At 72.4% G+C, this 14,091-nt stretch carries 13 protein-coding genes; 11 read left to right on the top strand and 2 right to left on the bottom strand.

Going from position 1 to position 14,091, the window contains the following annotated elements; all coding sequences use genetic code 11:
* Positions 1-30 precede the first annotated feature (30 nt).
* From RM445_RS15550 to RM445_RS15575, 6 genes are all read left to right on the top strand, one after another.
* Positions 31-369 (top strand): P-II family nitrogen regulator, encoded by a 339-nt coding sequence (locus RM445_RS15550; RefSeq protein ID WP_311557008.1) that lies wholly within the window; start codon positions 31-33, stop codon positions 367-369.
* The gene (locus tag RM445_RS15555; RefSeq protein WP_311557010.1) at positions 366-2,801 is read left to right on the top strand and encodes a [protein-PII] uridylyltransferase; all 2,436 of its coding nucleotides are present in this window, start codon (positions 366-368) and stop codon (positions 2,799-2,801) included. Before RM445_RS15550 ends, RM445_RS15555 begins: the two co-directional genes overlap by 4 nt.
* 83 nt (positions 2,802-2,884) lie before the next feature.
* Positions 2,885-3,517, top strand: coding sequence for an AAA family ATPase (locus RM445_RS15560; protein ID WP_311557012.1), 633 nt, complete (start codon positions 2,885-2,887; stop codon positions 3,515-3,517).
* Positions 3,518-3,526: 9 nt separating this feature from the next.
* Complete coding sequence (ffh, locus tag RM445_RS15565) at positions 3,527-5,059, top strand: signal recognition particle protein (RefSeq protein ID WP_311557014.1); 1,533 nt, start codon at positions 3,527-3,529, stop codon at positions 5,057-5,059.
* A gap of 1 nt (position 5,060) precedes the next feature.
* Complete coding sequence (locus RM445_RS15570) at positions 5,061-6,128, top strand: amidohydrolase family protein (RefSeq protein WP_311557016.1); 1,068 nt, start codon at positions 5,061-5,063, stop codon at positions 6,126-6,128.
* A 395-nt stretch (positions 6,129-6,523) separates the two neighbouring features.
* Positions 6,524-7,615 (top strand): IS630 family transposase, encoded by a 1,092-nt coding sequence (locus RM445_RS15575; RefSeq protein ID WP_311557017.1) that lies wholly within the window; start codon positions 6,524-6,526, stop codon positions 7,613-7,615.
* Positions 7,616-7,730: 115 nt separating this feature from the next.
* Here RM445_RS15575 and RM445_RS15580 read toward each other — a convergent pair whose 3' ends face one another.
* Complete coding sequence (locus RM445_RS15580) at positions 7,731-9,746, bottom strand: fibronectin type III domain-containing protein (RefSeq protein WP_311557019.1); 2,016 nt, start codon at positions 9,744-9,746, stop codon at positions 7,731-7,733.
* 205 nt (positions 9,747-9,951) lie between these two features.
* A complete protein-coding gene (locus tag RM445_RS15585; protein ID WP_311557021.1) occupies positions 9,952-11,175 on the bottom strand; it encodes a hypothetical protein in 1,224 nt (407 codons plus the stop codon).
* A 341-nt stretch (positions 11,176-11,516) separates the two neighbouring features.
* Between RM445_RS15585 and RM445_RS15590 the strand changes: the two genes are divergently transcribed.
* The 5 genes from RM445_RS15590 (at position 11,517) to RM445_RS15610 (ending at position 14,089) form a co-directional block, all read left to right on the top strand.
* Positions 11,517-12,347, top strand: a complete 831-nt coding sequence (locus tag RM445_RS15590; protein ID WP_311557022.1) for a CPBP family intramembrane glutamic endopeptidase — start codon at positions 11,517-11,519, stop codon at positions 12,345-12,347.
* Positions 12,348-12,550: 203 nt separating this feature from the next.
* Positions 12,551-12,985 carry a 30S ribosomal protein S16 gene (rpsP, locus tag RM445_RS15595; RefSeq protein ID WP_311557023.1) on the top strand — a complete coding sequence of 145 codons (435 nt, stop codon included), beginning with the start codon at positions 12,551-12,553 and terminating at the stop codon, positions 12,983-12,985.
* 13 nt (positions 12,986-12,998) lie between these two features.
* Positions 12,999-13,238, top strand: coding sequence for an RNA-binding protein (locus RM445_RS15600; RefSeq protein ID WP_311557025.1), 240 nt, complete (start codon positions 12,999-13,001; stop codon positions 13,236-13,238).
* Entirely contained in the window at positions 13,216-13,773 is a 558-nt protein-coding gene (gene rimM, locus RM445_RS15605) for a ribosome maturation factor RimM (protein ID WP_311557028.1), read from the top strand. Before RM445_RS15600 ends, rimM begins: the two co-directional genes overlap by 23 nt.
* A gap of 100 nt (positions 13,774-13,873) precedes the next feature.
* Positions 13,874-14,089: a helix-turn-helix domain-containing protein gene (locus RM445_RS15610; RefSeq protein ID WP_311557030.1), complete on the top strand. Its 216-nt coding sequence runs from the start codon at positions 13,874-13,876 to the stop codon at positions 14,087-14,089.
* Positions 14,090-14,091 lie beyond the last annotated feature (2 nt).

Here is a 14,091-nt window from a genome sequence, read left to right on the forward strand (position 1 = left end):
GTTCCCCGACCCGGCGAAGGAGCCTCCCTGATGATGCTCGTGACCGCGATCCTCAAACCCTTCGCCCTGGACGACGTGCGCTCCGAGCTCGAACGCGTCGACGTGTCCGGGATGACGGTCGGTGAGGTGTCGGGCTACGGTCGGCAACGCGGACACACCGAGTTCTACCGGGGCGCGGATTACCACGTCGACTTCGTGCCCAAGGTGCGCGTCGAAGTGGTCGTCGACGACGCCGCGGTGGATCGGGTCGTCGACTCCGTCGTCAAGGCGGCGCGTACCGGCAAGATCGGCGACGGCAAGGTGTGGGTGACGCCCGTCGAGACGGTGGTCCGCGTCCGGACCGGGGAGCGGGGTGCCGACGCGCTGTGAGTTCGACGAACCCCGGAGCCACCGGCCCGGTGCCGACGGCACCCACGTCGGCGCAGGACCTCGTGCGGGCCAAGGCGGTGCTGCTGGCCCAGGCGGGCGGCCGCCGCCGGCTCGGCCCCGTGGCGCTGCGCGCGGCGCTGGTCGACCTCCACGACTTCTGGCTGTCGTCGCACGCCCAGGCGATCGGCCTCACGGAACGCGCGTCACTCGTCGCGGTCGGCGCGCTGGGCCGCCGCGAGCTCGCGCCGTACTCCGACCTCGACCTCGTGCTGCTGCACGACGGTCGCAAGGACATCGAGCGTCTCGCCGAGCAGATGTGGTACCCGCTGTGGGACGCCGGGATCGGGCTGGACCACTCCGTACGGACGCCCGGGCAGGCCGTCCAGGTCGCCGCGATGGACCTGCGCGCCGCGCTGGGGCTGCTCGAGGCCCGCCACATCGCGGGCGACGAGTCCCTTTCCGACACCGTCCGCGGTGCCGTCCGGCAGGCCTGGCGGGCGGGGATCCGGGGCCGGTTCGACGAGCTCGCCGACGCCGCCCGCGGCCGCTGGACGAAGGTGGGGGAGATCGCCCACCGTGTGGAGCCCGACCTGAAGAACGGGCACGGCGGACTGCGCGACGTCCACCTGATCGACGCGCTCGCGGTCGCGCAACTCCTCGACCGCCCCGGGCGCGACGTGCTGGAAGCGCGCGACCTGCTGCTGGACGTGCGCACCGAGCTGCACCGCCTCGCCGGACGCCCCCGTGACGTCCTGCGCGCCCAGGACGCCGACGAGGTGGCCGCCGTGCTGGAGATCGGCGACCGGTTCGACCTGGCAAGGGCCCTGTCCGGCGCGGCCCGCGCGATCGCGTTCGCCGCCGAGGTGGGGCTGCGCTCGGCACGGTCCGCACTGCCCCGCCGGGGGCTGGCCGCGCTGCGCCGCCCGCCGGTGCGCCGCCCGCTGGCGGCCGGGGTCGTCGAACACCTCGGAGAGGTGGCGCTGGCCCGCGACGCCGCCGCGGCCCGCGACCCCGCGCTGGTCCTGCGCGTGGCGGCAACCGCCGCCCGGACCGGGCTCCCGGTCGCCGCCGGCACGTTGCACCACCTCGCCGACACGGCGCCGGAGCTGCGCGAGCCCTGGCCGCGGGCGGCGCGCGACGAGCTGTTGTCGCTGCTGGGCGCGGGGCGGGCGCTCGTGGACGTCGTCGAGTCGCTCGACCGCACCGGGCTGTGGGGCCGGCTGTTCCCGGAGTGGGGCGCGGTGCGTGACCTGCCGCCCCGCGACCGCGCGCACATCTGGACGGTCGACCGGCACCTCGTCGAAGCCGCGGCCTTCGCCGCGCGGCTCACCACTCAGGTCGCCCGTCCGGACCTGCTGCTGGTCGGCGCCCTGCTGCACGACATCGGCAAGGGCCGCGGTGGCGACCACTCCGTGGTGGGGGAGTCGGTCACCCAGCAGATCGCCCGGCGGCTGGGCTTCGGTGAGCCCGACGTCGCGCTGCTGGGAGCGATGGTCGCCCACCACCTGCTGCTACCGCACACCGCGACCCGCCGCGACCTGGACGATCCCGCGACCATCACCCGCGTCGTCGAGACCCTCGCGGCCACCGACGGGGCGCGCAAGGTCGACGGCGGTACGGGCCTCCTGCTCGACCTGCTCGAAGGCCTCGCCGAGGCCGACTCGCTGGCCACCGGGCCCGGTGTGTGGAGCCCGTGGAAGCAGACGCTGCTCGGCGAGTTGGCGCGGCGCTGCCGGTCCGCGCTGGCGGGCGAGCGGATCGGTCGCGTCCCGTCCGAGCCCGTGGCCCCGGATCTGGTGGCGGCGGTCGCTGCGGGCGGCCGCCCGCAGGTGCGGTTCACCAAGCGGGAGCCGGCCACGGTGCTGATCGTCGTCGCCGACGGCCCGGGAGTGCTCTCGGCCGCGGCCGGGGTGCTCGCGCTGCACTCGCTGGAGGTGCACGCGGCCGAGCTGGAGACCGCCACCGGGCCCGGCGACGCGCCGGACGGCGCAGAGCCGTCGCCGGTCGCGGTGCTGCGCCTCACGGTGTCGCCGCGGTTCGGCGGTCTGCCTGATCCGGCCCTCCTCCGCGCCGAGCTGGGGCGGGTGCTCGACGGCTCGCTCGTGCTCGGCGAGGCGCTGGCCCGCAAGGAGCGCGACTACGCCCCGGTACTCCCGCCGGGCGAGGTGCCCACCCCGCCGCGGGCGCTGTGGTTCGACGACGAGGCGACCGGTGGCGTGGTGCTGGAACTGCGGGCTACGGACCGGATCGGGATGCTGCACCGGGTGGCGGCGGCGCTGGAGGCGTGCAACGCGCAGATCCAGTGGGCCCGGGTGGCGACGCTGGGCTCGTCGGTGGTCGACTCCTTCGGCATCCGGTGCCGGCTGGAGGGCGGGCCGACGGCGGCGCGGCGCCGCGAGATGGAGACGGCGGTACTCGCGGCGGCCCGCTGATCCGGCGTCGGCATCGCCGGTGCGAATCCCTCCGGCCGGCCGTCGGCGTGGAACGAACCGGTCGTACCGGACGTTGACCCGGCGTGACCACCCTCGAGCTGCCCGTGCCCGCCGTCCCGGCGCCGCGCGCTGCCCGCGCGCCGCACCGCCGCGGTCACGCCGGGTCGGCCCCGATCCGCCTCGCCGTGTCCCGGCGGGCCCTCGTGCTCGTCGCCGGCATGCCCGGCGCCGGCAAGTCCACGCTGCTCGCCGGGCTGCGTCGCCGCCCCGGGATCGTCGTCCTCGACTCCGACGACCACCGCGTCGCGCTCGCCCGCCGGTTCCCCCGCCTGCCCTACCGCCGCTACCGCGCGCTGGTGCACCTACGGCACCGCGCCGCCGTCGTCCGTGCCGCGTTCTCGGACGCGTCGACCGTCGTCGTGCACCTGCCCGCGACCTCGACCGTCCTGCGGTCGGCCGTCGCGCTGGTCGCTGCGATGACCGGCCGCACCGCGCACCTGCTGTGGCTGCACGTCGACCCCGCCGAGGCCCTCCGCGGCCAGCGCGACCGCGGGCGGCTCATCCCGTCGGCCTCGTTCGCCGGGCACGTCCGCCGGGCCGCGGCCACCACCGTCGCCCTTCGCGAGGGCCGCGCGATCGGCTGGCGGACGGTCACCGTCGCGGACCGCTCCGCGGCCCGGGCGGGACTGGTGCTGGACCCCAGCCCCTGCAAGTAGTCTCGTGGTGTGTTCGACACCCTCTCCGACCGGCTCAGCGAGGCCCTGCGCGACCTGCGCGGCAAGGGGCGTCTCTCCGACGCCGACATCGACGCCACCGCGCGCGAGATCCGCATCGCGCTGCTGGAGGCGGACGTCGCCCTGCCGGTGGTGCGCGCCTTCATCAACCGGATCAAGGAGCGGGCCAAGGGCGCCGAGGTCTCGGGTGCGCTCAACCCCGCCCAGCAGGTCGTCAAGATCGTCAACGAGGAGCTCGTCGGCATCCTCGGCGGGGAGACCCGCAGGCTGAGGTTCGCCAAGGAGCCGCCGACGGTGATCATGCTTGCCGGCCTCCAGGGCTCCGGCAAGACGACGTTGGCCGGAAAGCTGGCGCGCTGGCTCAAGGGGCAGGGCCACACGCCTCTGCTGGTGGCGTGCGACCTGCAGCGCCCGAACGCCGTGACGCAGCTGGAGATCGTCGGCCAGCGCGCGGGCGTGCCCACGTTCGCTCCCGAACCCGGCAACGGCGTCGGTGATCCCGTCGATGTGGCCCGCCGCGGCGTCGCGCACGCCGTCGAGAAGCACTACGACATCGTGGTCGTCGACACCGCGGGCCGCCTCGGTGTCGACGCCGAGCTGATGCGGCAGGCCGCGGACATCCGCGACGCCGTGCAGCCGGACGAGACCCTGTTCGTCGTCGACGCCATGATCGGCCAGGACGCCGTGGCCACGGCCGAGGCGTTCCGCGACGGCGTCGGCTTCACCGGCGTCGTGCTGACCAAGCTGGACGGCGACGCGCGCGGTGGTGCCGCGCTGTCCGTCCGGCAGGTCACCGGCGAGCCGATCCTGTTCGCGAGCAACGGCGAGCAGCTGGCCGACTTCGACGTCTTCCACCCGGACCGGATGGCGAGCCGGATCCTCGGGATGGGCGACCTGCTCACCCTCATCGAGCAGGCCGAGCAGGCGTTCGACGCCGAGCAGACGGCGAAGACCGCCGCCAAGATCGGCACGGGCGAGCTGACGCTGGAGGACTTCCTCGAGCAGATGCTGGCGATCCGCAAGATGGGTCCGATCGGCAACATCCTCGGGATGCTGCCCGGTGCGAACCAGATGAAGGACCAGCTCTCGCAGGTCGACGACCGGCAGCTCGACAAGCTGCAGGCGATCATCCGCGGCATGACGCCGGCGGAGCGGGCTGACCCGAAGATCATCAACGGTTCCCGTCGGCTGCGCATCGCCAACGGGTCCGGGGTGGCCGTCGGCGACGTGAACGACCTGGTCACCCGGTTCTTCGAGGCCCGCAAGATGATGAAGCAGATGGCGGGCCAGTTCGGGTTCGGCAGCCGCAGCGCCACCAAGCGCCTCGCCAAGAGCCGCAAGGGGAAGAAGAGCGCCAAGGGACGCCCGGCCGCTCGCCAGGGAGGGCCGGCCAGGCTGCCTGCGGGGATGCCCGACCTGTCCCAGCTGCCGCCGAGCCTCCGCGAGCTTCCTCCGGGTCTGGGTGGGATGGACCAGCTGCCCCCCGGCTTCGACCCGTCGAAGCTGAAGTTCCCGAAGAAGTAGCGTGCACCGGCTGCGGGGCACCCTGCTCGGACCTGCTGGAGCCGACGAGGTCGAGCTCCACGTCGACGGCGGCGTGTTCGTCGACCCGGGAGTCGGGGCGGACACCCTGGTCGACGGCGGCTTCCTCGTGCCCGGACTGGTCGACGCGCACTGTCACGTCGGGCTCGGACCGGACGGCGCGGTGCCGCTCGACGAGGCCGTCGGCCAGGCGGAGACCGATCGCGACGCGGGCACCCTGCTGATCCGTGACTGCGGCTCGCCGGTCGACACCCGGCCGCTGCAGGGGCGCGCGGACCTGCCGGAGATCATTCGCGCCGGTCGGCACCTCGGGCGGCCCAAGCGCTACATCCCGGGTCTGGCCGTCGAGCTCGACGACCCGGCGCTGCTCCCGGACGCGGTCCGGCAGCAGGCCCGCGACGGCGACGGCTGGGTCAAGCTGATCGGCGACTGGATCGACCGGGAGGTCGGCGACCTCGCCCCGGTGTGGCCGGACGACGTGCTCGTGGCGGCGATCGACGCGGCGCACGCGGAGGGCGCGCGGGCGACCGCACACGTCTTCGGGACGGACGCGCTGGCCGGGCTGATCTCCGCGGGGATCGACTGCATCGAGCACGGCACCGGGCTGACCGACGACCTGATCGCCGAGATGGCCCGCCGCGGAACTGCGCTCGTGCCGACGTTGATCAACGTCGACAACTTCCCCGGCATCGCGGACAGCGCGCGCCGCTTCCCGACCTACGCCGCGCACATGCGGGAGCTGCACGCCGGGGCCCGCGACGTGGTGCGACGCGCGGCGGAAGCGGGAGTGCCCGTGTACGCAGGCACGGATGCGGGCGGCGGCATCCGGCACGGCCGGATCGCGGACGAGGTCGCGGCGCTGCACGCCGCGGGTGTGCCGGACGCGCTGGGTGCGGCGAGCTGGGCGGCGCGGGCGTGGCTGGGCCGGCCTGCGGTGGAGCTCGGGGCGCAGGCGGACCTGGTCGTCTACCGCGACGACCCGCGGGCGGACCCTGCAGCCCTGCGTCATCCCGAACTGGTGCTGCTGCGCGGGCGACCGTACCGCCCCTGACGTCTGGTCCTGAGCGCCCGGCCTGAGGTGAGCGAACGCGGCGTTGGATAAGTACGACTTGCCCAACGCCGCGTTCCCTCCGCCCCGCGTGCTCCGGACGGGGTGAGGGCCCCGTCGCGCGGGAGGCGACGGGGCCCTCAGGTCGTGCGGTCGTGCGGGTGGTTACGGCACCGCCACGGCCGGGCTCTCACCGCCGCCGCTACTGCGAGCGATTACTCGAACCGCGGGCGGGTCTGGGCGGTGGCGCCCCGGGCGTCGAACGTGCTCCCGGCAGCCGCAGCCGGCGCAGTCGATGCCGCACAGAATCCGTCGGAAGTCGGCTGATCAGCAGCCATGAGAAGGAGGTGCTAGTGTCCTGCGCCAGTATTTCGCAAGTTAAGTCGTAGACTGGAGGTATGGCCCGGACCGGACGCCCCAAAGCCGTGCTGGAACTGACCGATGACGAGCGCGAGCAGTTGCAGCGGTGGGCGCGGCGGGCCACCTCGGCGCAGGCGCTGGCGATGCGGTCGAGGATCGTGCTGGCCGCCGCGGCGGGTCGGTCCAACACCGCAGTCGCCGACGAACTCGGGGTCTCGCCCCAGACGGTCGGTAAGTGGCGGGCCCGGTTCGTGCAGGCCCGCCTCGACGGGCTGGCCGATGATCCGCGGCCCGGTCGCCCATCGTCGATCACCGCCGAGCAAGTCGAGGACGTTGTCGTGGCAACGCTGGAGTCCACGCCGGCGAACGCCACGCACTGGTCGCGGGCGAAGATGGCCGAACGGACCGGGTTGTCGCGCTCGAGCATCGGACGGATCTGGAAGACCTTCGAACTCAAGCCGCACCGCGCCGAGACGTTCAAGCTGTCAAACGACCCGTTGTTCGTGGAGAAAGTCTTCGACGTCGTCGGGCTCTACCTCAACCCGCCCGAGGGTGCAGTCGTGCTGTCGGTGGACGAGAAGTCGCAGGTCCAGGCCCTGGCGCGGTCCCAGCCGGCGTTCCCGATGATGCCCGGCATGCCCGAGCGTGCCACCCACGACTACGTCCGTCACGGCACCACCAGCCTGTTCGCGGCGTTCAACACCGCCGACGGCACCGTGATCTCCTCGCTGCACCGCCGGCACCGCACGGTCGAGTTCAAGAAGTTCCTCACCAAGATCGACGCCACGGTCCCCGCGCACCTGCAGGTCCATCTGATCGCCGACAACTACGGCACCCACAAGACCCCGGCGATCAAGACATGGCTGGCCCGTCATCCCCGCTTCACCCTGCACCACACCCCGACCTACTCCAGCTGGCTCAACCAAGTCGAACGCTGGTTCGCCTACCTCACCGAAGACCTGCTCCAACGCGGTGACCACCGCAGCGTCCACGCCCTCGAAGCCGACATCCGAACCTGGGTAAAGGCCTGGAACGACAACCCAAGACCGTTCATCTGGACCAAGACCGCCGAGGACATCCTCGAACGACTCGGACGACTTCTACGCCGAATCAACGGCGCAGGACACTAGCACCCCGTCGTTGAGGGACAGCACACATTCGGCCATGTCTTGGCCGTTGCTTTGCCGAAACGGCCGAGGGCCCCGTCGCCGGCTGCGACGGGGCCCTCGGTGTGGTGCGGGTAGGTCAGCCGTTGGTCACGGTGAAGGGTCCGGTCACCCCGCCGCCGCTCGATTTGAGGAAGATCCGGCCCGGGTTGGTCGCCGGGGCGGCGCCGTTCCTGAGGCGGATGTCGAACGCGTTCGCTGTGATGGTGGTCGGGGTCCCGATCGTCTGCGTGCCGATCGTGCCGTCGGGGTTGGCGCGGTAGATCTGCACCGTGTTGCCGTTGACGGAGCCGGTGCCGCTGACCCGGAAGTCACCGGCCTTCCAGCGGGCCGTACCGATCGTGACCCGGTCGGTGGTCGCCGTCGTGGTGACGGGCACCGAGTTGGACGCCGGGCCGAGCGTGCCCTCCGCGTTCTTGGCCTTGACCGTGAAGGTGTACGCGGTGTTCGGCGCCAAGCCCGTGACCACCTGCGTGGCCGCCGTGGTCGCCGCAATCGGGACTGCCAGCGCCGGCGTGGCTTCGACCTGGTATCCGGTCGCACCGGTCACGGCTGCCCAGGTCAGGGTGACGCGGTCGGAGCCGATCGCCGACGACGCCAGGCCGGTCGGCGCGACCGGAGCCGGCTGTGATGTACCGGGCTTGTAGTAGCCCGACGCCTGAGCAACGTTGCCGTCCGGATTGAAGTAGGCGAACGACAAGCGGACGGGCGCCGTCACCGCAACGGGGGCGGTGTAGAGCTTGGCGGTCTCGGCGAGGGCGTCGCCGGTGACGACATCCACCGGGCCGTCGGTGTACCAGATCTGTCCGCCGGTCGAGTTGGGAGTGGCAGTCACCAGTCCGGTCGCGACCGCGGTCAGATCGGTGGCACCCGCGCCGGGGGCGAGGGTGATGCCGGCCTCCGCGCCGGGCGTCTGCGTACCGCCGGTGCCCGCCGTGCCGATCGTGAACGGCTTGCTGCTGCTGCCGTCCGCGGCGAGTGAGCGGACCTCGAACGTGTAGTTCTTGCCCTCGACGAGGCCGTTGATCGTGGCCTGCTTGCCGGCGGCGTCGGTGCGCACACCGGCCTGCGCAGCCGGTGTCACGCTCGTGTCGATGGCCAGGACGCTGTAGCCGCTCACCGGCGATGCGTCGGGCACAGCGGTCTGCGGCGTCCAGCTGACCTGGGCCGAGGCGCCGGACCGGATCACCTGGGCGGTGCCGGCCGGGGCGGCGACGTCGGTGGGGCCGGCGGGGCAACCACCCATTCCGGGACCGCCGAGTTCGCCGTACTCGGCGATGGTCAGGCCCTGACGGTTCGCCTCTGCGTCCTCTTCCTGCCAGGACATGAACCGCTCGCCACCGCCGGTGGCGGCGATCCGTGCGGTCTCGATGGTGTTGAACACGTAGGTGGCCTTGAAGGTGTCGCCCGTGATCACGAGGTCGGACGAGTAGCCCCCCTTGGGGGCGGCAACCAGCCCGCCCGGGACCGCGCGGACGTCCCGACGCGCGACGTCGGTGCCCGTGAGATCCGGGTTGACGATGCGCTGCTCGACCCGGGTGGGGTCGAGCGTCGGATTGAAGTGGCCGGTGACGGTGAGCGTCCTCGTGGCCTCGTCGAGCGAGGACTTCGCGTTGACGAACGCGTCGGCCACCGTGGTGGAGTCGTCCGCAGCGGCGTTCGCGGCAGTGCCGAACCGGATGGACACCCGGTCGCCCGGCTTGATGTCCGGCGTGACCTTGAGGTTCGTGCCGGCACCCCAGCAGACGCCACCGGGGTGATTGATCTCGAAGGCGACATCGCCCGCCTCGACCACGCCCTGCGCCGAGCCGACGATCTGGGTGCCACGCCAGACCTCGACGGTCGCGGTCTGGCCGACGTGGTCCTGATAGCCCTCGAGGGTGACGAAGTCGCGGTCGGGAAAGACCACGACATTGTCCGGGAAAGCCGGCACGGCGGCGGCCGCGATGCCGGGCATGATCAACGAGGTGCCGACCAGGCCCGAGGCCACGAGCCCGGCCACGACGGCCCGGCGGCGGCGCCCCCGCGACCGCTCGTCCGGTGGCGAACCAGTGGTCACCCCAGCGGTGACCCCGGTCCGACTGGGGATCTTCATGTGGTGCTCCTGTGCTCCCGAATGCCGCCCACCCCTGTGAAGCGGTCCTTTGAGGTCTCCTCAGCGTTCGCTTTACCTGCGATTTGCCACAGCCGAGCTAGGGGGGAGCACCGGCCCCCAATGCGAGGGGACGTTGTTGTACGGGTCACAGGAAGAGGGCCCGTCGCGGGAGGCGACGGGCCCTCGTCGCGGTAGAGCGCTGGGCTTATCGGCTCAGCGCGCCCGCCACCTGGGTGCCGCGGGAGGTCTGCACCAGGTACTGGACGTAGGCGACGTTCGATGCCGGTCGCTGGCGGACCGAGAACGCCCCCGTGGCGTCGACCGCTGCCGAGCCGACCTTGACCCAGCCCTGCTCGAGGCCGGTGGGGTCGTCGACCAGGTTCGGGCGGGCGTACACCACGACCTGGGTCGGGGGTGCGAGTGTCGGGCCCACGCCGGGGATCGTCGATGTGCCGGCGACCTGCAACTCCGCTCCAGCTCGCGACCGGGCCGTGGAGACGGCCACGGTGTCGCCGACCGCATTCACGGTGACGTCCACGGTGCTCGACGCCGTGCCGTTGGTCGCGGTGAAGGTGACCACCGTCGGCGTGAGGGCCGCGGCGACGCGTGGCAGGACGTCGGTGGGTGCCGCCCAGGTCGGCAGGAGGATCGACGGTCTGCTGGTGGAGTCGTCGACCAAGGTCGCGCCCTGCGGGCCGTTCTTGATCACTGCCTTGAAGGTGGTGGCGTTCGTCGACCCACTGCCGTCGATGGCGGTGGCGACCCCACGCGGGGCGGACAGCGTGGCCGCAGCGACGGTCGCGGTCGGTGGCGCAGCTGCGGTGACGGCGGTGGACGCCGTGCCGTCGGTGGACGCCGTGCCGTCGGTGATCGTCACCGGTGCGACGGCTCGCAGCGCGCCGGACGACACCGTGATCGTCCGCGGCGGTGCGGAGAGCGGAAACGTGACCGGGGCCGACGAGGACAGGATGCCGACGGCACCGCCGGCGTCGACCGTGAGCGGGTACTTCGTCGCGTCCGTGACCGCGGCGATCGTCAGCGTCGCCCCGTCGTACGTGGCCTGAAGGATCGAGATCGCCTGCACGTCGACCGAGACGGTGGTGGGCGGGTCGGCCTGGGTGTCGCGGACGGTGACCGAGGTGACCGACTGGCCCGGACTGACCGGTACGCGGGCATAGAAGCGGGTGCTGTCGCCGTCGTGTCGCATCGGCGTGGTCGGGAACCTGCCGTCCTGGCCGTCGACCTGCAGTGCCGAGCTCGTCGACGTGGCGAAGACGTCGACGCCGTCGATGCCGATCGCGGCCTCGGCCGTGAGTCCCGCAAGGGCGCTCGCGGCCGCGGTCGGGGCCGTGGCCAGCGCCGTCAGCGTCGCGGCAAGCAGGGTCAGCACGATGTGCCACAACCTGACGGAACGCGTGCCGTCGTCCATCGCGATCCCCCAGAACTCGTCGGCACCGCGTGGGGTGGACAGAAACCGTCGAACAATCGTCTGTCCTGCCCGTTCGCAGCGGAAGCCGACGATGCGGGGGCCTCGACCCCTCAAACGAGGGGTCCCGGCGGGCCCGATCGGTTCACGGTGAAGGGTCCCGCGACAGCGCCGATGCTCGTCTCCGATCTTTCTTTCACCCAGTCCTCCACGGAAGGCGGATCGCCCGGTCGTCAGCAAGCGGTCCGTCGAACGCGGGCTGTAGCGTCGAGAGCGTGGGAGCACCGGAAGGGGAGCGGAGCGCATCCTGCGAACCGGTCGGCCCGTCGCGTCAGGACATTCCGTTGCCGCGGACCGTGCCCGATCCGGGTGTCGTGGTCCCCGCACCGTCACAGCCACCTGTAGCCGACCTGGTCGACGTCGAGGCCGCCACGGTTCCCGACCTCCGGGTGCCCGATGGAGTCCCGGTTCCCCTGCGGCGCACGCACCGCTGGGGGATCGGCGCCTACGTCGTCGTCGAGGCCGTGTTCCTCGGGGTGTCCCTGCTGATCGGCTTCGCCTTCCTCGGCAGGCCGGTGTCCGTCGGTGCGCTCACCGTCGCCCTCGCGGTGCCGACGGTGCTCGCCGCCGGCACCGCCGTCCTGATCACGCGGCTGCGGGGCAACGGTCCGCGGACCGACCTCGGCCTCGTCTGGTCGTGGCACGACGTGCGGGTCGGCGTCCTCTACGGGGTCGGCGGGCTCGTGGTCACGATCCCGGCGTCCCTGCTCTACGTGGTGCTGGTGGGCGCGGATCAGGCCAGCTCGGCGGTGGGCGACGTGTTCGAGGGTCTGCGTGCCGGGCCGCTCGCGGCGATCGGTGTCGCCCTCGTCGTGGTTGTCCTGGCACCGCTGTGCGAGGAGATCGTCTACCGGGGCCTGCTGTGGGGGGCCGTGGAGCGCTACGCGGTGCCGCGCTGGGTGCCGTTCGTGGTGACGACCCTGCTGTTCGCGCTGGCCCACTTCGAGTTCACGCGCACGCCCCTGCTCTTCGTGGTCGCACTGCCGATCGCGTTCGCGCGGATGCAGACCGGCCGGCTGGCTGCCAGCGTCGTCGCCCACCAGGTGAACAACCTGCTTCCGGGCGTGGTGCTCGCCCTGGCGCTCGTCGGTGTGCTGCCGGCCGACATGGGCTGATCCACAGGTGGGACGACCAGCTGGATGCTCCTGACGGCGGACCGTCTGGCACAATGGTGGATCGGCCCCGCGGCTGGCCCTCTACTGTGCCGCGGCCACCCAGACGTCGAGGACCGCGCGGCCCGTAACCCCACGCGAGCTGTGCAGTTCTCATCGGCACAAGCCGACTACGAGTACCACTTGAGCGAGGAGCACCGGACAGCGTGGCCGTCAAGATCAAGCTGATGAGGCTGGGCAAGATCCGCCAGCCGTACTACCGCATCGTCGTCGCCGACTCGCGCACGCGGCGCAGCGGCCGGGCGATCGAGACCATCGGCAAGTACCACCCGAAGAACGAGCCGAGCCTGATCGAGGTCGACTCGGAGCGCGCCCAGTACTGGCTCGGCGTCGGTGCACAGCCGACGGAGCCGGTGCAGCACCTGCTGGAGATCACCGGCGACTGGCAGCGGTTCAAGGGTCTCCCCGGCGCGGAGGGCACCCTCAAGCCGCAGGCGGAGAAGCTGGACAAGCTGGCCCGGTTCCAGGCCGCGCTCGCAGCCGCCGGCGAGGAGCCCGCCACCGAGGCGACCACGCCGCGGAAGAAGGCCGACCGGCGCCCGAAGGCTGACGACGCGGCTGAGGCCCCGTCCGAGTCCTGACCGAGGAGGTCGCGTGAGTGTGCTCGCGGACGCTCTCGAACATCTGGTCCGGGGCATCGTCGACCATCCGGACGACGTGCACGTGGACCTGGTGACCACACGGCGTGGCCGGACCCTCGAGGTCCGGGTGCACCCGGAAGACCTGGGCAAGGTCATCGGCCGGGGTGGACGGACCGCCACCGCCCTGCGCACCGTCGTGAACGGCATCGGTGGTCGGGGTGTGCGGGTGGATGTCGTCGACACCGACCGCTGAGGCCCAGCCGACCCCGCCGCCACTCCTGGTGGGAGTGGTCGGGCGGGCGCACGGCCTGCGCGGCGAGGTGGTCGTCGCGGTGCGGACCGACTCTCCCGAGGAGCGGTTCGCACCGGGTGCGGTGCTCACGCGGAGGCTGCCGGACGGCACGGACGCCGGCGTGCTGACCGTGGAAGCGGCGCGGCCGCACTCCGGTCGTCTGCTCGTGCGGTTCGTCGAAGCCGTGGACCGCGACGCCGCGGAGGCCCTCCGCGGAAGCCGGCTGCTCGTCGACGCCGCGACCCTGCCGCCGACGGGCGACCCGGACGAGTTCCACGTCCACCAGCTGGAGGGCCTGTCCGCCGAGCTGGAGGACGGCACCGTGGTCGGCATGGTCCGGGAGATAGCCCACGGCCCCGGCGGGGAGTTGCTGGTCGTCGCCCGCCCGGACGCGCCGGACGCTCTGGTGCCGTTCGTCCGTGCCATCGTGCCGACCGTCGACCTCGACGGGCGCCGGGTGGTGCTGACCCCGCCTGAGGGTCTGCTCGAACTCTGATCGACGGCGAGGGCCCCCACCTACCCGGCGGGCGCCCTTCTTCGTGTTCTCGACGTCAACTTTGGTTGACAAGTTGCTCACGTCAACCTAGGTTGACGACATGAGCGAGGCCACCGACGTCGCGGCCGCGGCGTCCAGCAGGGATCCCGCCGTCGGACTGGCGGCGGTCGCGGCCCTGCGGCGGCTCGCGGAGTCGCTGGAGGAGCTGCAGGTCGCCAACGCCCGCGCGCAGGGCTGGTCCTGGCAGCAGATCGCGGACTCGCTGGCCGTGAGCAGGCAGGCGGTGCACAAGAAGTACCGCCGCATCGTGTCGTAGGG

It is taken from the genome of Pseudonocardia charpentierae (assembly GCF_031845345.1).
GTDB classification, from domain to species: Bacteria; Actinomycetota; Actinomycetes; order Mycobacteriales; family Pseudonocardiaceae; genus Pseudonocardia; species Pseudonocardia charpentierae.